Source organism: Embleya sp. NPDC001921 (assembly GCF_053594475.1).
On the sequence record NZ_JBSFEO010000023.1, the window covers coordinates 23279 to 42070 of the forward strand.

An 18792-nucleotide genomic window follows, 5' to 3' on the forward strand; every position below is an offset into this window, starting at 1 on the left:
TCGCGTCAGTGGTGACCGTGTCCGCTGGTCAGTTCCTTGTACTCCTCGGCCGTCGGCTTCTCGATCGGCTCGGCGAAGTACCAGTGCGACATCCTCGAGCGCAGCTTCTGCGAACGCTTGACCTTGCGGGCCACACCGTTCTCGTCCTCGGCCGGCTCGAGCTCGTACGGCTTGGGCTGCTCGTGCGCGGTGAGGGTGTGCAGCACCCCGGCGTCCAGCGGCTCGTGGATCTCCACGAACTCGCCGTGCGGGAGCTTCTTGATCACACCGGTCTCGCGACCGTGCAGGACCTTGTCCCGGTCGCGCCGTTGCAGACCCTTGCAGATCCGCACCGTGGCCAGGTAGGCCAGCACGGGCGCGACGAAGAACGCGATGCGGCCGATCCAGGTGATCGTGTTGATCGACATGTGGAAGTGGGTGGCGATGATGTCGTTGCCACCACAGACCCACAACACGCCGTAGCAGATGATCCAGGCGACACCCAGGCCGGTGCGCACCGGCATGTTGCGCGGGCGGTCGAGCAGGTGGTGCTCGCGCTTGTCGCCGGTGATCCAGCCTTCGATCCACGGGTACATCGCCAGGAACGTGAACAGCACGCCGGGCAGGACCAGGGACGGGATCAGCACGTTGAAGCTGAGCGTGTGGCCCCAGATGTTCCACTCCCAGTTCGGCATGATGCGCAGGGATCCCTCGAGGAACCCGATGTACCAGTCCGGTTGGGAGCCCGCCGTGATCTGACCCGGGTTGTATGGGCCGTAGGCCCAGATCGGGTTGATCTGCACCATGCCGCCGAGGGCGGCGGTGATGCCGAACACGATGAAGAAGAAGCCACCGGCCTTGGCCGCGTAGACCGGCAGCAGCGGCAGGCCGACCACGTTCTTCTCGGTCTTGCCCGGGCCGGGGAACTGGGTGTGCTTCTGGTAGAAGACCAGGATCAGGTGCACGGTCACCAGACCGACCATGATCGCCGGGATCAGCAGCACGTGGATGGTGAACAGGCGGGGCACGATGTCCTCGCCCGGGAACTCCCCGCCGAACAGGAAGAACTGCACGTACGTGCCGACCAGCGGGATGGCCAGGACCACGCCCTCGGCGATCCGCAGACCCGTACCGGAGAGCAGGTCGTCCGGGAGCGAGTAGCCGGTGAAGCCGTTGACCATGGCCAGGATCAGCAGCAGGAAGCCGAACAGCCAGTTTATTTCGCGCGGCTTGCGGAACGCCCCGGTGAAGAAGATCCGGAACATGTGCACGAACAGCGACGACACGAAGATCAGCGCGGCCCAGTGGTGGATCTGACGCATCGCCAGACCACCGCGGATGTCGAAGCTGATGTCCAGCGTCGAGGCGTACGCCTGGGACATGTGAATGCCCTGGAGCGGCACGTAGGAGCCGTCGTAGACGACCTCCTGCATGCTCGGCTTGAAGAACAGCGTCAGGAAGACACCGGTCAGCAGCAGCACGATGAAGCTGTACAGCGCCACTTCACCGAGCATGAAGGACCAGTGGTCCGGAAAGACCTTGCGCAGGTTCTTCTTCGCCGCGCCGTAGATGCCCAGCCGGCTGTCCAGCGCGTCGGCCGCGCGAACGGCCGCGTTGTTCGGGATCGGGGTGCTCTTGTTGGCCCCGCCCTTGGGTTGTTCGCTCGACATCAGCCACGCTCCCAGAAGCTCGCGCCGACCGGCTCGGCGAAGTCCTGCGTCGCGGCGAGGTTACCCGCCTCGTTCACATGGATCTTCAGCTGCGGCAGCGAGCGAGCGGCCGGGCCGAACACGACCTTGCCGTCGTCCGCCAGATCGAAGGTGGACTGGTGGCACGGGCACAGCAGGTGGTGCGTCTGCTGCTCGTACAGGCCGATCGGGCAACCCACGTGGGTGCAGATCTTCGAGTACGCCACGATGCCCTCGTAGCCCCAGTCCAGTTCCTTCTTGGACTTGATGTCCTCCGGCTCCAGCCGGACCACCAGGACCGCGGACATGCCCGCCTTCTCCAGCCAGCCGTGCGAGAGCTCTTCCTTCTCGCCGGCCGGGCCGTACTTCTTGACCAGGCCGTCGGGCAGCACCATGGTCAGCGAACCCTTGACGATGTCGTCCGGCTTGATCGGCAGACCGGTCGCCTCGTTGATCAGCTCGACGCCCGGCTTCCAATCGGTGTGCCGCAGCTTGGTGCCCGGCAGCGGACCGAGGTCGCGCAGCAGCACGACGCCGGACAGCGGCACCAGGGCCATCGCGCCGATCATCGTGCGCCGGATCAGCGGGCGGCGACCGATCACCGAGTCCGCGGCACCCTGGGTGAACTCCCGGATCGCGTATTCGCGGGTCTCCGGGTCCGAGGTGAACTCGTGCCGCTCCTGGACGATCTCCTCGTCCGTCATCAACGTGCGCGCCCAGTGGATCGCGCCGGCGCCGATGCAGAACAGCGCGAGGCCGAGGAAGCCGCCGAGCGCGAGGTTCTGGGCACCGATCTTCCCGAAGAAGAAGATGTCGATGATGCGGTACTTGTCGATGCCGACGTACGCCCAGATGAAACCGATCGTGGACAACATCGAGATCACGAAGAGGAACGCGACCTGACGCTCGGCGCGCTTGGCGGCCCGCTCGTCGATGTCGGTGACGCGCGGCTCGTGGGCCGGCAGGCCGGGGTCGGCGAACGGGTCGCCTTCCGCCGGAACATGTGCCGAGGCGTGGACCTCGGGCAGGTGCTCTTCAGGCACTTCAGACTTGTCCTGGCTACTCATTTGGTCCTGGCCTTGGGGGTCCGGGCGGCAATCCAGATCGCACATCCGATGAGCAGACCGAGCGCGATGATCCAGCCGAACAGACCCTCGGAGACCGGGCCGAGCCGGCCGAGACCCAGGCCGCCGGGGTTCGGCTCCTTCTTGGTCGTCTCGTTGACGTACGTGACGATGTCCTTCTTCTGCTGCTCGGGCATCGTGCTGTCCGGGAACGAAGGCATGTTCTGCGGGCCGGTGAGCATGGCCTCGTACATGTGCTTCGGGTCCACGTTCTTCAGCGGCGGCGCGAACTTGCCCTCGGTCAGGGCGCCGCCCTCACCGGAGAAGTTGTGGCACTGCGAGCAGTTCGTGCGGAACAGCTCGGCGCCGTTGACGATGTCGCCGTCGGGGGCGTACATGTTCGCCGTCGGGACCTTGGGTCCGACGCCGAGGGAGGCCACGTACGCGGAGAGCTGGTCGATCTGCGCCTGGGTGTAGACCTCGGGCTTGCGCGGCGCCTGGGCACCGGGCTGCTGAAGCGGCATCCGGCCGGTCGCCACCTGGAAGTCGACGGCGGCCGCGCCGACGCCGATCAGGGACGGGCCGTCGGTGGAGCCCTGGGCGTCGAGCCCGTGGCAGGTCGAACAACCGCTCAGGTAGAGCTTCTTGCCCGCCTCGACCGCGATGGAGGCGGAATCGTCGGCCTCCGCCTTCTTGGCAGGCGCGAACGCGGCGTACAGACCCCCCGTGGCCGCGAGCGCGAAGATGAGTACGACGATCGCCGCCAAGGGGTGGCGTCGCCGCGCGGAGAGCTTTTTCACGGAAAACCCCGGTCCAATGTCGTCTGCGTAGTAAGTGTCGGGACGTCTACCTGATGACGTAGATCGTGAAGAACAGACCGATCCAGACCACGTCGACGAAATGCCAGTAGTACGAGACGACGATTGCGGCCGTGGCCTGCTCGTGCGTGAACCGTCGGGCCGCGTAGGTGCGTCCGAGGATCAGCAGGAAGGCGATCAGACCGCCTGTCACGTGCATGCCGTGGAAGCCGGTGGTCAGGTAGAAGACCGAACCGTAAGCCGACGACGAGAGAGTCGTGCCCTCCTTGACCAGCTCCGTGTACTCCATCACCTGGCCGCCGACGAAGACGGCGCCCATCACGAAGGTGATGACGAACCACATTCTGAGCTTCTTGACGTCACCGCGTTCGGCCGCGAAGACGCCGAGCTGGCAGGTGAGCGAGGACAGCACGAGGATCGTCGTGTTGCCCGTCGAGAACGGGATGTTCAGCTCACTGGCGTGCTCACGCCAAGCGTCCGCGCCGGTGACGGAGCGGATCGTGAAATACATCGCGAACAAGGCCGCGAAGAACATCAGCTCGGACGCCAACCAGACGATCGTGCCGATGCTGACCAAGTTGGGACGGTTGAGCGTCCCGTGTGTCCCGTGTGAGGGGGGCCCGGTTTCTAGTGAAGTTGCTGTCGCCACGGCGGCCATTATTGCGGTCGCCGGATCTGCCCACACTTCGGGGGGCAACCTTTGTACAACGTGTCCGGGTTAGGCTCTGGTTCCGTGAGTGGCTCTGCAGGCGACGCCGGGGTGTTTCTGGCGCACGCGACCCCTGGGAACGTACCGCCGGAACTGACCCCCATTCGGCTCCTGACCGGGTGGGTGTTCGAGCCGATCCCGATCCTGGTCGCGATGCTCTTCGGCGGCCTCTATCTGTACGGGGTGCACAAGCTCAGGGCCCGTGGGGACTCGTGGTCGCGGTGGCGGAGCTTCTCCTTCCTGGGACTGGGGCTGGGCACGTTCCTGCTCGCGACCGAGTCGGCGCTGGCCGCGTACGACACCGTGTTGCTGAGTGTGCACATGGTCCAGCACATGGTGCTGGCGATGATCACGCCGATCTTCCTGGCGCTCGGGGCGCCGATCACACTCGCGCTGCGCACCCTGCCGACCAAGTGGCGCAATCGACTCAACGCGCTGCTGCACAGCAGATACGCGAAGGTGGTCACCTTCCCGGCCTTCGCCGGGTTCGTCTTCGTGCTCAACCCGTTCGCCCTGTACTTCACCCCTTGGTACGAGCTGACGTTGCGGAACACCTTCATGCACGACATGAATCACGTGCATTTCGTGATCATCGGCTGCATGTGGTTCTGGCCGTTGCTGGGTCTGGACCCGATGCCGCGCGCGAGTTATCCGATGCGGCTGCTCGCGGTGTTCGCGACGCTGCCGTTCCACGCGTGGCTGGGTATCGCGATCATGAGTTCGTCCAATGTCCTGGCCGGTGACTGGTACAACGACCTCGGCCGCGACTGGGGCGCGAGTCCGCTCTCCGACCAGGGCACGGCGGGCGGAATCCTGTGGGGCAGCGGCGACATCATCGGACTGCTCGTCTTCCTGGTGCTGTTCGTGCAGTGGGCCCGGGCGTCCGAGCGCGAGGCGGTCCGGGAGGACCGCCGGCTGGATCGACTCGAACTGATCGAGGCCGGCCGCAAGGCGCGCGAGGAGCGATTGGCGCGCGAGGCGGCCGAGGCTGGCGGCGGTGCGGAGCAGGGCTTGGACGGCGCCGGAAAACCCGTGCCGAAGAGCACTCGTCCGGGTGACTCTGCCCGAACGGATGAGGCCGACTCGGCCGTCCGGGTGGCCCGCGGGCCCGAGCCGAGGGTGGCCGACGCGGCCGAGTAGCGTCGCCGCATGATCCTGGAACGTTTCCTGCGCCGGCGGCGACCGGAACCCGCTCCCGTGCTCGTCGACGACGGCACGCTCGTCGTGGTCGGGTCCTGCTTCGATCCCTCGCGCGCCGATTCGGCGGTGGTCGCGCAGATGCGGGCGGCCGGAGTCGCGGTGGAGACCGGCCCGTTCGTGATGCGGCACGTGCTGACCCTGCCGGACCTGGCGGCGGCCGACGAGGCGGCCCGGATCCTGACGCCGGACGGCTGGCGGGTGGTGGCGCCGGCCCCGGACGAGCGGCCGCTGCGGGTGCTGATCTCCCGACAGCAGGTGATCACCGGCCTGGAGCCGGCCCGGGAGCGGACCCGGATGGCGGGCCTGGCCCAGCGCCTGGGCGGCGACGCCGAGGGCTACGAGGTGCTCGCGCGCGGGTGATTCGGGGCGCGTCGGGGGTGCGGTCGGTGCCGCCGGGGCCGGACCGGGGCCGGCCGGGGGCGGGACGAGCGCGTGACGAGGCACACATTTTCGTGCGGAAAAGCGCTAACATCCGGGTCGATCCGAGTGTTGTCCGTACCGAACACGCACGGCCTGAACATACGCAGCCCTGAACACACGCAGCCCAGACACAGGCAGGTGGACATGACGCGCGGCGAGACCATGACCGTCCTCGTGTACAGCGACGACCGCAACACCCGACGGAAGGTCACCCTCGCCCTCGGGCGCAGGCCCGCCGTCGACGTGCCGTTCGTGGAATACCTGGAGTGCGCCACCGAGCCCGCCGTGATCGAGGCGATGGACAAGGGCGGCATCGATCTGGTGATCCTGGACGGGGAGACCGCTCCGGCCGGTGGCATGGGTGTGTGTCGTCAGCTCAAGGACGAGATCTACAACTGCCCGCCGGTGCTGACCCTGGTCGGCCGTCCGCAGGACGCGTGGCTGGCCACGTGGTGCCGGGCGGACGCGGTGGTCGCCCACCCGCTGGATCCGCGCACGCTCGCGGACGCGGCCGCCGACCTGATCCGGGGCCGGATCGCGGGACGCCAGCCGGCCTGACCGCATCCCGGATAACCACCCGGCCGCGCCAGGCGCGGTGGGTACGCTGTCGCGGACTTATCCGATGACACAGCGGGAGCGGACCATGGGCGCCTCGGCCTCTACGAACAAGAGCGGCGGCAACCCGGCGGCCCGTTCCTGGCGGGACCTCCTGGCGACGCTCATGCGTGGCGACGACCTGCCGGCCGACGCGACCGCGTGGGCGATGGACCACATCATGACCGGCGAGGCGACGCCGGTGCAGGTGGCCGGGTTCGTGATCGCGCTGCGGGCCAAGGGCGAGACCGTGGACGAGGTCTCGGGTCTGGTGCGGGCGATGTACGCGCACGCGTCGACGATCGAGGTGCCCGGTCGTACGGTCGACATCGTCGGCACCGGTGGCGACCTCGCGCGGACGGTGAACATCTCGACGATGTCCGCGATCGTGGTCGCGGGCACGGGCGAGACCGTGGTCAAGCACGGCAATCGGGCGGCGTCCTCGTCCAGCGGTGCCGCCGACGTGCTCGAGGCGCTCGGTGTGGTGCTGGACCTGACCCCGGAGCAGGTGGCCCGGACGGCCGAGGAGGCGGGCATCACGCTGTGCTTCGCCCAGCGCTTCCACCCGTCGTTGCGGCACGCGGCGCAGGCGCGGCGCGAGTTGGGCGTGCCGACCACGTTCAACTTCCTGGGGCCGTTGACCAATCCGGCCCGGGTCCGGTTCCACGCGATCGGGGTCGCGGATCTGCGGATGGCGCCGATCGTGGCCGGTGTGCTGGCCGATCGGGGCGCGACCGCGCTGGTGTTCCGGGGCGACGACGGGCTGGACGAGTTGACCGTCACGACCACGTCGCAGGTGTGGATCGTGCGGGACGGCGATGTGCGCGAGGACCGGGTGGACCCGCGGGACCTGGGCATCCCGCTGAACGGGATCGAGTCGTTGCGCGGCGGCGACGCGGCGTTCAACGCCGAGGTGGCCCGGAAGTTGTTCGCGGGCGGGCAGGGCGCGGTGCGCGACGCGGTGTTGTTGAACTCGGCGGCGGCGCTGGCCGCGTTGGGCCCGGGAGAGGGATCGCTGACCCAGCAGTTGGCGGCCGGGATCGATCGGGCCGCCGAGGCGATCGACTCGGGCGCGGCGCAGGCCGCGCTGGATCGTTGGGTGGCCACGACCCGGTCGTTCGCGCGGGGATAGCGGGTTCGGGCGGGGGATCGCGCGCCGGGTGGGTCGAGGTCGACCCGCCCGGCGTCGTGCCGTCCAGGATGTGGGAATGATGGGGCCGTCGTTGCGCGGGGCGTTCCGTCCGGTAATAATTCTGCGCAGGTCACGAGTGACAGTGGAAAGCCCCGGCTTGCTGTCCGGCAACCCTCGCTCCGCGGTGGGGTGCCCCGGGTGATGACACGGCCGGGCGTCGTAAGGCGCCCCGGCAAGCGCGGACCCCTTGCATGACGGCAGGCAATTGCTCCATGTGACCCGGGGGTCCTGTACCTGGGGAGCATGTGATGGCGTGAAATCTCTTTCTCGAAACGGGCGAATCGCCCTGATCCGTACGCGCTGAGTCGTCGCGCGTCGCTTTTTTGAGACCACATTTCACCAGCGGACCACCCGGTGCGTTTTGATGTCGATTTAGCGACATCCGCTGGGGCGTTCCGTGCCTGCCGAGGAGTTTCGCCATGACCGTCGACACCGCTTCCGCCGCCGCCGCTTCCGCCTTCGACTGTGACGTCGCGATCGCCGCGCCGCTGCCCGTGGTCGGGCGGGACGTGCTCGTTCCGCTGGTCACCGGTGGCGAGGTCGAGTACGCCGCGCTCGACTACGGGGCGAGCGCGCCGTGTCTACAGCGGGTGTGGGACGACGTGTCCACATACCTGCCCTACTACGGCAGCGTGCACCGCGGTGCCGGCTACCTGTCCCAGTTGTCCACCGACCTGTACGAGCAGAGCCGGGCCACGGTCGCGAGCTTCCTGGGGCTGCGGGCCGACGACACGCTGCTGTTCACCCGCGGGACCACCGACTCGCTCAACCTGCTCGCGTCGGTACTGCCGCGCGGCACCCGGGTGTTCGTCTTCGAGACCGAGCACCACGCCGCGCTGCTGCCGTGGCGCCGGCACGCCGGGGTGACCCAGTTGGCCGCGCCTTCCTCGCCGGCGCAGGCCGTCGCGACGCTGGAGGCGGCGCTCGCCGGGTCCGGGGACGGCCCCCGGCTGGTGTGCGTGACCGGCGCCTCGAACGTGACCGGTGAGCTCTTCCCGGTCGCCGAACTGGCCGAGGTCGCGCACCGGCACGGCGCGCGGATCGTGCTGGACGCCGCGCAACTGGCGCCGCACCACCCGGTGTCGGTGGCCGACCTCGACGTGGACTGGATCGCGCTGTCGGCGCACAAGCTGTACGCGCCGTTCGGCTCCGGCGTGTTGGCCGGGCGGGGCGACTGGCTGGACGCGGCCGAGCCGTACCTGGCCGGTGGCGGGGCGAGCAAGGCGGTCAGCCGGGACCACGTGGAGTGGCAGCGCGGTGCGGCCCGGCACGAGGCGGGGTCGCCGAACGTGATCGGCGCCTACGCGTTGGCGTCCGCGTGCCGGGCGATCACCGAGGCGGGGCCGGCGGCGCTGGTCGCCCGCGAGGAGGCGCTGCTCGCGCGCCTTCGGGCGCAACTGGCGCGGATTCCGGCGGTGCGGACGCTGGAGCTGTTCGGGCCGGAGTCGGCGCGCGTGGGGGTGCTCTCGTTCGTGGTCGAGGGGTGGAACAGCTCGCGGTTCGCCGCGGTGTTGTCGGCGGAGTACGGGATCGGCGTGCGGGACGGGTTGTTCTGCGCTCATCCGCTGGTGCGGCACCTGTTGGGCGGGCGGGCCGACCAGCCGACCGAGTGCGGGTCGCCGGACGCGCCCGAGGGCGAGCAGAACCTCAACGCGATCCGGGTCAGCTTCGGTCTGGGGACGCCCGTCGAGCACCTGGACCGCTTCGCGGGGGCGGTGCGGGAGATCGTGGAGCGCGGGGCGTTGTGGAGCTACACGGTCGATGGGGGGCGCTGCGTTCCGGACGCGGACCCGCGCTCCGTGCGGCAATTGCCTGCGGCGTAGGGGGTTTTGGCCTCGCCGGCCGGGCGTCCTCGAGCGCCGGACGGGCTGGGTGGCCCCCGCCGGGGGTGTCCTCGAGCGCCGGACGGGCTGGATGTGGTGTCGTCAGGCGGTGGGGCTTGGGTCTTGATTGCGCCGGGGCAGGTGTTCTCGAGCGCCGGGCGGGCTGGACTCGGCCCGGGGTGGGGTGGCCTCGCCGGGGGTGTGTCGCGTGTTGGGCGGGGTGGGTCCGGGCGCTTTTGGGGCGCCCGGACGTGGGGTTATTCCAGGCCGATGGCGAAGGCGGCTTCGAGGTCGTGTTGGGAGTAGGTGCGGAAGGCGATGTGGGTTGTGGTGGCCTCCACACCGGGGACCTTGTTGAGGCGGCCGGGGATGACGTCGGCCAGGTCGTCGTGGGCGCGGACGCGCACCATGGCGATCAGGTCGAATTCTCCGGTCACCGAGTAGACCTCGCTCACGCCCTCGATCGCGGCGATCGCCTCCGCGATTTCCGGGGTCTGGTCCACACGCGTCTTGACCTGCACGATCGCGGTGATCACGGATAGTCCTCCGGCTCTCGACGACAAGGTGCCCGAGCTTAGTCGGCGCACGCGCGCCGGGTGGTGTCGGTGGCGCGACTGCTGCTTCACCCGATCGGAGTGGTTTGCTCCGGCCACACCCTGGGTGCGGCCGGCCGGCCGAGGGTGAGCAGGTCGGACAGTTCGTGCCGGCCGCTCGCGTGCATTCGGCCGATGAAGGCGCGCAGGACGTGCGCGGTCGCCCGGGCGTCGGCCAGCGCTCGGTGGGTCGGGTCGGTGGGCGCCTCGAAGTACCGCGCGAGCGTGCCCAGGCGCATGTTCGGCACCGTCCCGGGCGGCAGCAGCGCGCGGGCCAGCGCGAGCGTGTCCACGACCCGCAGATCGGGCCACGGCGCGTCGCAGGCGAGGCTCGCCGCACGCAGAAAGCCCACGTCGAAGGGGGCGTTGTGGGCGACCAGGATGGCGTCCTCGGCGAACCGGGTGAACGCCGGCAACACCAGCCGCAGCGGTGGCGCGTCGGCCACCAGGTCGTCGGATATCCCGGTCAGGTCGGTGATGAACTCCGGGATCGGTACGCCGGGCGCGACCAGGGTCGCGAACTCGCCCAGACGGTCCGATCCGCGCAGGCGTACGGCGGCGATCTCGGTGATCCGCGCCTCCTGCGGATCCAGGCCGGTCGTCTCCAGATCGACGACCGTGAACACCTGGCGCTCCACCTCGTCACGAATCGCTCGGGACCCGGGCATGGTTCGCAACTCGTGGCCCGGGGCGATACTGTCCGGCGGGCGGGAACGCCGCGGCCGGTCGGCCGCCGGCAAGCCCTGATTCGCCGAACCTCGTGACCGGCAATCCCGGTGCGCGGTGCTGCTCATGTACCGGACGGTACGTTTCCGGCCCGACACGGCCGCGCCCAGGTACCTCTCGCCGCCCGGCATCATGGGTGTACGCGGGCCGCTCGCGGACCGGCAGACGCTCGCAGACCAGACAGGAAGGGAACACGCATGTCGATCCAGGCCCCCACCGAGGACACCCGGTGGCGTTGCTCGCTGTGCGGCAACCTGACCCGGTTCGACGTGACGCGGACCACCAAGGCGGTCGAGTTCACCCACCTCGACCTCGCGGGCGTCGCCCGGGTCGAGGAGCGCGAGATCGTTTCCGACGAGATCGAGTCGGTGCGCTGCCGCTGGTGCAACGCGACCGACTCCGTCGAACTGGTGGCGCGACCCGACGCGAGCTGAGCGCCGAGACCGTGCGGCGACAATGGGACTGTGCATCGTTTCGGCATCGGGGCGGCCCGGCGCGGCCGTCCCCGCTCCGGAACACGCCATGATCAAGGCGTCGGCGTCCCGGCAACGGTGACGCGGGGAGGGGCCTCAAGGGAACGGGAAGGACCGGAGGAGCAGTGAGCGGACCGGATACCCGCGCGGACGAGGTCACGCCTGCGCACGCCGCCGAGGCCGCCGAGGCGGTGCCGGCCGCCGAGCCCGACCTCGACGCGCAACCCCGGGCCGAGGCGGAGACCGACCCGGTGTCCGTCGCCTCCGAGGCCGCCCCGGAGGCACCCGTCGACCACGCGGTCGATCCGGAGCCGCACGGGACCGCCGCCCCCGCGGCCCACGCGCACCCGGCCGGGCCGGCGAGCGCCGAGGCCGCTCCGAACCCCACCACCGCTCCGAACCCCACCACCGCTCCGAACCCCACCACCGAACCCGATGTCGCCGCCGGCGCGGAGGCCGACGCCCGCGCCGAGCCCGGAGCCGTCGGGGCCGACGACCCCGAGCGTGGCGATCCGCAGGCCGTCGAGCCCGAGGCGTTGTCCGGGCCGTTGCCCGAGGCGGTTCGGGTGCGGGTGATCTCGGTGGCCGCGGACGCGCTCGGCACGATGACCGCGGACGAGGTGCCCGGCCCGCTGCGCCGGTTCGCCCGGTTCACCCACCAGCGCCGGGCCAAGTTCGCCGCGACGCCGCTGGCCGCCGCGCTGGAGAACGACCCGGTGTTCCGGCAGCGCATAGCGGAGCGCTTTCGCAAGGGATTGCCGGAGATCTCCGAGGCGCTCGAGGCCGGCAACGTGCCCGCCGCGGCCGACCCGCTCGACGTGGCCGCCGCCGCGTACCTGCTGCGCCCGCGCGGCTGGGTCCGCCTGATCGAGACCGCCGGCGACGCGGCCAAGGAGGCCGCCGCCGATCGCGCCGAGGCCGAGGCCGCCGAGACGTTGTCCCGCCTCGAGCACGAGGTCGGCGTACTGCGCGCGGCCTCCAAGACCGAGCACGAGCGGCTGCGCGCGGAGCTGGAGACGGCCCGCAAGGAGGCCGACCACCTGCGCCGCCAGGTACGTGGCCTCCAGGGCAGCGCCAAGCACGAGGAGAAGGAGGCCCGCCGGGCCCGCTCCGAGCTGGACGCCGTGCGGGTCGAGGCGCAGGCCGCGGTCGCCGCCGCGGAGAAGGAGGCGCGCCGGCTGCGCGGTCGCGTCGCCGAGGTCGAATCGGCCCTGGAGGCCAGCCGTCGGGCGGCCCGCGAGGGACGCAGCATGGAGGACACCCGGGTCCGGCTGCTCCTGGACACCGTCCTGGAGGCCGCCCAGGGGCTGCGCCGCGAGCTCGCGCTGCCGCCGGTGGGCATCCGGCCCGCCGACATGGTGGACGCGGTGGTGCCGGGCGCGTCCGGGATAAAGGACATCGCGCAGCGCGCGCTGGAGGGCGACGACCCGGCGCTGCTCGACCAGTTGCTCGCGCTGCCGCAGGCGCACCTGGTGATCGACGGCTACAACGTGACCAAGACCGGCTATCCCACGCTCGCGCTGAACAAGCAGCGCGACCGGCTGGTCGGCGGCCTGACCGGGCTCGCCGCGCAGACCGGCTGCGAGGTGACGTGCGTGTTCGACGGCGCGCAGTTGGACGCGCCGGTGCTGCTGGCCCCCGCGCGCGGGGTGCGGGTGATGTTCAGCAAGCCGGGCGAGACGGCCGACGAGTTGATTCGCCGGCTGGTCCGGGCCGAGCCGCCGGGCCGCCCGGTCGTGGTGGTCTCCACCGACCGCGAGGTGGCCGAGGGCGTGCGCAAGGCCGGTGCCCGCCCGGTGCCCTCCACCATGCTGCTGCGCAGGCTCACCCGCGGCTGACCCCGGGCGCACGGGCGCCGTTCGCACCGCGTGTCGGTGCCGCTCCCTACCGTTGACGAGGAAAGTCGACGAAAGGGGAGAAGCCACATGCGCATCGCCTGTCGTACGCACCGAGGCCGAGGGCGCGCCGGCGCCGGCTGCGCGATTCCGGCCTCGATCGGGCCGGCGTTGATCAGCGTTCGATCGATCGACTCCGGTATATCGTCCGAATTATCATTTGTTTCGCAATACGCCGACTCCGGGGAGTACGGCGAGCACGCCGATCAGCTCGACTACGCCGAGTTGGACGAGGAAACCCTCACCGCGCTGCGGCTGTTCGCGGCCGAGGGGATGCTCGCGGCGGCGGGTGCGCAATTGCGCGACAACGGCGAGATGCCGAGCGTTCGTCGATCGGTCGAGCGCGAGAGGTGACCGCCGAGTGTCCTTTTTTGGGGAATTGGCGGAGAGCGACACGGAATTGGCCGATTGATTTGAAGTGATCATGTTTGGGTCACTAAGGTCGCCGGTCGAGCGCCCGAGCACTCGACCGTCCGGCCCGGACGGCGGGTAGCCGGGCCCGGAGAAGGAGCCCACTCCGTGGCGTCCCATCGCAGGCCGAGCAGGGCCGGCAAGACCCGGGTCACCGTGTTGACCGCCACCGCTTTCACGGCGGTCGCGTTCGCCTCGAACGTTTCGTACGCCGACCCGGCGCCCTCCCGGGAGCAGGTGCGGCAGCGGATCGGCGAGCTGTATCACCAGGCCGAGGCGACCACCGAGGAGTACAACGGCCTCGCCGAGCGGCAGGAGCGGTTGCGCGAGCAGGTGGCTCGCACGCAGGGCCGGATCGCCGACGCGCAGGCCGAGCTGGTGGTCCTCCGGGGCGATCTGGGCTCGATGGCGGCGGCGCGGTACCGGGGCGGTGGCGTGGATCCCACGCTCGCGCTGCTGATGTCCGAGAAACCCGACGAGTACCTGTCCCGGGCATCCACCCTGGACCGGCTCGCCGAGCGGCAGCGGAACGCGATCGTCCGTGCCGGGTCCACCCGGCGCACGCTGGACCAGGAGCGTCGCGAGGCCGCCGACACGCTCGCCGCGCTGGAGGCGGGCCGCAGGGATCTCGCGGCCAAGCGGGCCGAGGCCGAGAGCAGGCTGATCCGGGCCCGGGAGCTGCTGAACACGCTCGACGCGTCGGATCGGGCCCGGTTCCTGGCCGCCGACGGACCGGCCGAGGGGTCCGCGGGCGGGTTCGCCGACGGCACCGACCCGAACCGCGCCTCGCGCGAGGCGGCCCGGCCGGGGTCGGCGCACGATGCCCGGACGGCCCCGATCGACGGCCGTGCGGCGATCGCGGTGGCCGCCGCGACGAGGGCGCTGGGCAAGCCGTACGTCTGGGGCGCCGGCGGCCCCGACTCGTTCGACTGCTCCGGTCTGACCGGCTGGGCGTGGCGGCAGGCCGGCGTCGTGCTGCCGCGCACGTCGCAGGCGCAGGCCGGCGCGGGCCGCGCGATCCCGATCGCCGAGATCCGACCCGGTGACCTGGTCGTCTACTTCGGCGGATACACCCACGTGGGCGTCTACGTCGGCGCCGGGCGGATCATCCACGCCCCCAAGCCCGGGACGAACGTGCGCTACGCGCCGCTGAGGTCGATGCCGATCGCCAAGGTCGTCCGGCCCGCCTGACCCGGCCCCGGTCCGTCGGGGCACCCGTTCGCCGCGGGCCCGGTCCCGGCGCGGACCGGGCGCCGGTCGCGCCCACGTTACGATCGACCGGTGGATGACCCGAATCGGGCCGCGCGCCGGATCCGCAGCCTGCTGCCGGTCCTGATCGTGGTGTGTGCGCTCGCCCAGCTCGGGGCCGTCCTCGGGGTCACCCGGTTCATCGCGGACACGGTGACCGACGCGCCCCCGCGCGCCCACTCCGAGGCCTCGAAAACCCCGGGCCGGACCACCGCGGACGGCGACGAACAACACGCGAACGCGCGCCGGATAGCGATCGGGGCGCTGCTGGAGCGGCGATCCAGCGCGGTCCTGTCCCGAGACCGCGAGGCGTTCACGAACACCCTGGACCCGCAGAACGCCGAGTTCCGGCAGTCCCAGACCGGCGTCTTCGACAACATCGCCGAGGTGCCGTTCGCCGGGTGGGAGTACGAGGTCGTCACCCCCGACGCGTTCGAGCTCTCCGCCACGCGCGAGAGCGCGCTGGGCGCCCCCGTGCTCACCGCGCACGTCGACCTCCTCTACCGGATCACCGGACACGACGTGGCTCCCGTGCGGGTGCCGCAATACCTGACCTTCGTGCTGCGCGCGGGCACGTGGTACCTGGCGGCCGACACCGACGGCGCCGCGACCGGGATGCGCACCCCGGCCCAGGTGTGGGACCTGGGGCCGGTCACGGTCGTGCAGGGCGCGCACAGCACGGTGCTCGGGATCGGTACGCGCGACGTGATGCGCGAGTTCGCCGACATCGCGGACAAGGCGGTCCCCCGGGTCAGCGCGGTCTGGGGAGAGTCCTGGCCCGGGCGTACGGTCGTCGTGGTGCCCGGCACCCAGGCGCAGATGGCCCGACTGCTGGGCGCCGAACCGGGCAAGTACGCCAAGATCGCGGCGGTGACCACCGGTGAACGCGGCGCGGCGGCGGACGCGGCGGCCGCGGACCGGGTGATCGTCAATCCGGACGCGTTCCGCGAGCTGGGCGACCTGGAGCGCCGGGTGGTGATGACGCACGAGATCACCCACGTGGCGAGCCGCGCGTTCACTCGGGCCTGGACGCCGACCTGGCTCTCCGAGGGCTTCGCGGACTACGTCGGCTACCTCGACTCGGCGCAGACGATGCGCACGGCGGCTCCCGAACTGCGCCGCGACGTCAAGGCGGGCAAGATGCCCGTGCGGCTGCCTGCCGACGCGAGCTTCGAGACCACGCAGGAGGACCTGCCCCAGGCGTACGAGATGGGCTGGCTGGCGTGCAAACTGATCGCGGAGCGGTGGGGCGAGGCCAAGCTGGTCGACCTGTACCGTACGGTCGGCGCCGAACGGCCGCCCGGGGTCGACGCGCCCGACTCGGCCTCGGCGCTCGCGTCGGCGATGGTGTCCGTCCTGGGCACCAACCCCGACTCCTTCACCAGGACGTGGCTCGACTACCTGCGGACGCAGGCCGGATGACGGGGGCGTGGCGGGCATGTCGGTCCAGCGCTTGTTGCTGATCTGCCTGGTGTGCACCGGCGTGGTGCTGCTGGTGGCGATCGTGGTGACCACGCCGTGGCGCCCGCTGGCCGAGCCGCCCGGCGGCTTCACCCACCCGGACGCGGCCCGGGACTTCACCGCCGCCGAGATCGCCCGGGGCCGCTCGCTGGCCCGGGCCGCGCGCCCGCCCGCCTACCTGTCCATGGCGCTGTCGCTGGTGGTCTCCCTCGTGCTCGGACTCACCCCCGCCGGCGCGCGGATCATCGAGGCGGTCGCCCGCCCGCTCGGCGGCGGATGGGCGTGGCGGATCCTGCTCGGCGGCCTGGTGCTGGTCCTGATCGGCCGGCTGGCGACGTTGCCGTTCGCGGCCCGCCTGGAGGTGGTCCGGCGCCGATACGGGCTGTCCGTGCAGTCGTGGGGGAGCTGGTGGCTGGACCTGGCCAAGGGCTTCGCGATGTCCACCGGGCTGCTGCTGGTGGTCGTGCTCGGGCTGTACGCGCTGATCCGCGCGCTGCCTCGGGCCGGCTGGCTGCTCGCGGCGGGCGCCGGCGCGCTGCTCGTGGTGGCGATCTCGTTCCTGTACCCGCTGGTGGTGGAACCGGCGTTCAACAAGTTCCACTCGATGCCGGACGGAGAGCTGCGCACGTCGCTGATGCAACTGGCCGAGCGGGACGGGGTGCCGGTACGCGACGTGCTGGTCGCGGACGCGTCGAAGCGGACCACCGCGCTCAACGCGTACGTGTCCGGATTCGGCTCGACCCGGCGGATCGTGGTCTACGACACGACCGTGCGGGACGCGGATCCGCGCGAGGTGGAGCTGATCGCCGCGCACGAGTTGGGGCACGCCAAGCGCAACGACGTGCTGCACGGCACGCTGATCGGCGCGGCGGCGCTCGCGGCGGGCGTCTGCGCGCTCGGCCTGCTGATGACGTGCGCGCCGCTGCTGCGCCGGGCGGGCGCGGACGACGCGGGCGATCCGCGCTCGCTGGCCCTGCTGCTCGCGGCGGTCGCGGTGATCGGCACGCTGGCCGGACCCGGCGAGATGTTGATCAGCCGTCGCCTGGAGGCCCGCGCCGACGTGCACGCGCTCGACCTGACCCGCGACCCGGAGGCCTTCATCCGGATGCAACACAGCCTGGCGGTGGCCAACCGCTCCAACGTCACCCCGAATCCGATCCTGCAGTTCCTGTTCGCCTCACACCCGTCCGCTCCCGAGCGCATCGCGCTCGCGCGCGACTGGGAACGGCTGCACGGGAAGGGATAGGTCGGCTGCGGCCGGCCCGGGATCCGCCCGGATCGGCACGGGCGCCGGCGTCCTCGTCGCCGCTACGACGACGAGCGCATCCACACCGCCGGGTCCGGGACGAAGCGCACGCGCAGCATGCCGTCCCGCAGGCCCGCGCCCTCGATGACACAGCGTCGCAGCGCCGACGGAAGCTTGATCAGGCGGCGGTTCGGGCCCACCGTGATCACCAGTTCGTCGCCGCGCCGGAGCAGGTCCAGGTCGTCGCGATCGGTGCCCGGCAGCGGCAGCAGCAGCGACAGCCGCTCGCCGTCGCGCTCGATCAGGTGCTCGTCCTCGGCCGGGCCGCTCGGGCGTACCGGGCCGAAGTGGGCTGCCAGGTCCGCGAGTTCGGCCGCGCCCAGCGGCTCGGCGGCCAGCGCCGGGATCTGCGCCAACGGCACCCGCGGGAACAGCGCGCACAGCGCGTCCACCGTCTCCCGGGCCACCTCGGCCCGCGAACGCACCGCCGGATCGGGCGAGTCGGCGGCGCCCACCCCGTTCACGATCACGTCCTCGATCCGGTGCCCGTACAGCGCGAGCGCCGAGGCGGCCCGGCGCGCCGCCGCCAGCGCGACCGTCCCGGGGCGCAGCACCACGCGCACCGTGGTCGTCGGCGCGGCCACCAGCGAGCGCAGCACCTCCAACTCGGCGGTCACCCGCCGGGCCGTGTCGTAGACCCAGTCCTCGGGCATCGGCACACCGGCGACCGCCGCCAGCACCGGCCGCAGCGCCCGTGCCGCCTGCCGCTCCACCGGCAACAGGCGATCCAGGTAGCGGGCCAGCCCCTCCGGCAGCGCCAGCGCCGGCACCGCGCGCTCGACGGCCGGCAGGTCGACCACGATCAGCTCGTGGCGCCGCGCGCCGACCGCCCGCGCGAGCACCCGCAGCGCCAGCACATCGCCGGCCCCGGGCAGCACGGTGATCTCCTCGGGATCCAGCGGATCCACCCCGACCACCGCGAGGGCCGCGCCCAACTGGCCCTGGACCAGCAGGAACTCGCGTTCGAACTCGGCTCGCGCGCCGACCCGCCGCACGGTCAGGTTCGGCAGCACGTCGTACGCGTCGGTGCCCACCGGCACGTCCAGGACCGCGTCCACGTCCCGCGTGCCGTCGGCGGCGAGCAGCAGCGTGCGTCGCCCGGCCCGTGCCGAGGCGACCGCCGTCGCCGCCGCGACGGTCGTGCGTCCGGCTCCCGGCAGGCCGGTGACCAACAGGACCCGCGTCACCGCCG

General features: G+C 71.3%; 18 protein-coding genes and 1 riboswitch. Of the genes, 11 read left to right on the forward strand and 7 right to left on the reverse strand.

The window, feature by feature from the left end; genetic code table 11:
• Positions 1-5: 5 nt before the first annotated feature.
• Genes qcrB through ctaE form a run of 4 tightly spaced genes read right to left on the reverse strand, consistent with a single transcriptional unit; the run spans position 6 to position 4207 of the window.
• On the reverse strand, positions 6-1649 hold the full coding sequence (qcrB, locus tag ACWCPW_RS25695) for a cytochrome bc1 complex cytochrome b subunit (protein ID WP_449763956.1): 1644 nt from the start codon (positions 1647-1649) through the stop codon (positions 6-8).
• Entirely contained in the window at positions 1649-2734 is a 1086-nt protein-coding gene (qcrA, locus tag ACWCPW_RS25700) for a cytochrome bc1 complex Rieske iron-sulfur subunit (protein WP_449763957.1), read from the reverse strand. The genes qcrB and qcrA overlap by 1 nt, the downstream gene beginning before the upstream one ends.
• Positions 2731-3531, reverse strand: a complete 801-nt coding sequence (qcrC, locus tag ACWCPW_RS25705) for a cytochrome bc1 complex diheme cytochrome c subunit (protein WP_395862313.1) — start codon at positions 3529-3531, stop codon at positions 2731-2733. Before qcrC ends, qcrA begins: the two co-directional genes overlap by 4 nt.
• A 46-nt stretch (positions 3532-3577) precedes the next feature.
• The gene (ctaE, locus tag ACWCPW_RS25710) at positions 3578-4207 is read right to left on the reverse strand and encodes an aa3-type cytochrome oxidase subunit III (RefSeq protein WP_360304941.1); all 630 of its coding nucleotides are present in this window, start codon (positions 4205-4207) and stop codon (positions 3578-3580) included.
• Between the two features lie 75 nt (positions 4208-4282).
• Between ctaE and ACWCPW_RS25715 the strand changes: the two genes are divergently transcribed.
• The 5 genes from ACWCPW_RS25715 (at position 4283) to ACWCPW_RS25735 (ending at position 9487) form a co-directional block, all read left to right on the forward strand.
• Positions 4283-5398, forward strand: coding sequence for a cytochrome c oxidase assembly protein (locus ACWCPW_RS25715; RefSeq protein ID WP_449763958.1), 1116 nt, complete (start codon positions 4283-4285; stop codon positions 5396-5398).
• Positions 5399-5407: 9 nt separating this feature from the next.
• The gene (locus tag ACWCPW_RS25720) at positions 5408-5818 is read left to right on the forward strand and encodes a hypothetical protein (RefSeq protein WP_406295853.1); all 411 of its coding nucleotides are present in this window, start codon (positions 5408-5410) and stop codon (positions 5816-5818) included.
• Between the two features lie 204 nt (positions 5819-6022).
• Positions 6023-6436, forward strand: a complete 414-nt coding sequence (locus ACWCPW_RS25725) for a response regulator (protein WP_020552994.1) — start codon at positions 6023-6025, stop codon at positions 6434-6436.
• A gap of 64 nt (positions 6437-6500) precedes the next feature.
• Entirely contained in the window at positions 6501-7604 is a 1104-nt protein-coding gene (gene trpD, locus ACWCPW_RS25730; protein WP_449763959.1) for an anthranilate phosphoribosyltransferase, read from the forward strand.
• Between the two features lie 128 nt (positions 7605-7732).
• A riboswitch (SAM riboswitch) is annotated at positions 7733-7849 on the forward strand.
• 234 nt (positions 7850-8083) lie between these two features.
• A complete protein-coding gene (locus tag ACWCPW_RS25735; RefSeq protein WP_449763960.1) occupies positions 8084-9487 on the forward strand; it encodes an aminotransferase class V-fold PLP-dependent enzyme in 1404 nt (467 codons plus the stop codon).
• A 257-nt stretch (positions 9488-9744) separates the two neighbouring features.
• Here the strand turns inward: ACWCPW_RS25735 and ACWCPW_RS25740 are convergent, their stop codons facing one another.
• Together ACWCPW_RS25740 and ACWCPW_RS25745 are read right to left on the reverse strand one after the other, a co-directional pair.
• The gene (locus ACWCPW_RS25740) at positions 9745-10023 is read right to left on the reverse strand and encodes an Lrp/AsnC ligand binding domain-containing protein (protein ID WP_078977541.1); all 279 of its coding nucleotides are present in this window, start codon (positions 10021-10023) and stop codon (positions 9745-9747) included.
• Positions 10024-10109: 86 nt separating this feature from the next.
• Positions 10110-10748 carry an exonuclease domain-containing protein gene (locus ACWCPW_RS25745; protein ID WP_395862323.1) on the reverse strand — a complete coding sequence of 213 codons (639 nt, stop codon included), beginning with the start codon at positions 10746-10748 and terminating at the stop codon, positions 10110-10112.
• 255 nt (positions 10749-11003) lie between these two features.
• On the opposite strand from ACWCPW_RS25745, the gene ACWCPW_RS25750 reads away from it, so the two are divergent.
• From ACWCPW_RS25750 to ACWCPW_RS25775, 6 genes are all read left to right on the forward strand, one after another.
• Positions 11004-11240, forward strand: coding sequence for a hypothetical protein (locus tag ACWCPW_RS25750; RefSeq protein WP_020552989.1), 237 nt, complete (start codon positions 11004-11006; stop codon positions 11238-11240).
• Positions 11241-11815: 575 nt separating this feature from the next.
• Positions 11816-13117, forward strand: coding sequence for an NYN domain-containing protein (locus ACWCPW_RS25755; protein WP_449764060.1), 1302 nt, complete (start codon positions 11816-11818; stop codon positions 13115-13117).
• 87 nt (positions 13118-13204) lie between these two features.
• Positions 13205-13528, forward strand: coding sequence for a hypothetical protein (locus ACWCPW_RS25760; RefSeq protein ID WP_395862326.1), 324 nt, complete (start codon positions 13205-13207; stop codon positions 13526-13528).
• A gap of 165 nt (positions 13529-13693) precedes the next feature.
• Complete coding sequence (locus ACWCPW_RS25765) at positions 13694-14776, forward strand: NlpC/P60 family protein (protein WP_449763961.1); 1083 nt, start codon at positions 13694-13696, stop codon at positions 14774-14776.
• Positions 14777-14866: 90 nt separating this feature from the next.
• Positions 14867-16255, forward strand: coding sequence for a hypothetical protein (locus tag ACWCPW_RS25770; RefSeq protein ID WP_449763962.1), 1389 nt, complete (start codon positions 14867-14869; stop codon positions 16253-16255).
• 16 nt (positions 16256-16271) lie between these two features.
• Positions 16272-17540 carry a M48 family metallopeptidase gene (locus tag ACWCPW_RS25775; RefSeq protein WP_449763963.1) on the forward strand — a complete coding sequence of 423 codons (1269 nt, stop codon included), beginning with the start codon at positions 16272-16274 and terminating at the stop codon, positions 17538-17540.
• Positions 17541-17602: 62 nt separating this feature from the next.
• On the opposite strand, the gene ACWCPW_RS25780 is transcribed toward ACWCPW_RS25775, so the two are convergent.
• The gene (locus ACWCPW_RS25780) at positions 17603-18787 is read right to left on the reverse strand and encodes an ArsA family ATPase (protein ID WP_449763964.1); all 1185 of its coding nucleotides are present in this window, start codon (positions 18785-18787) and stop codon (positions 17603-17605) included.
• Positions 18788-18792 lie beyond the last annotated feature (5 nt).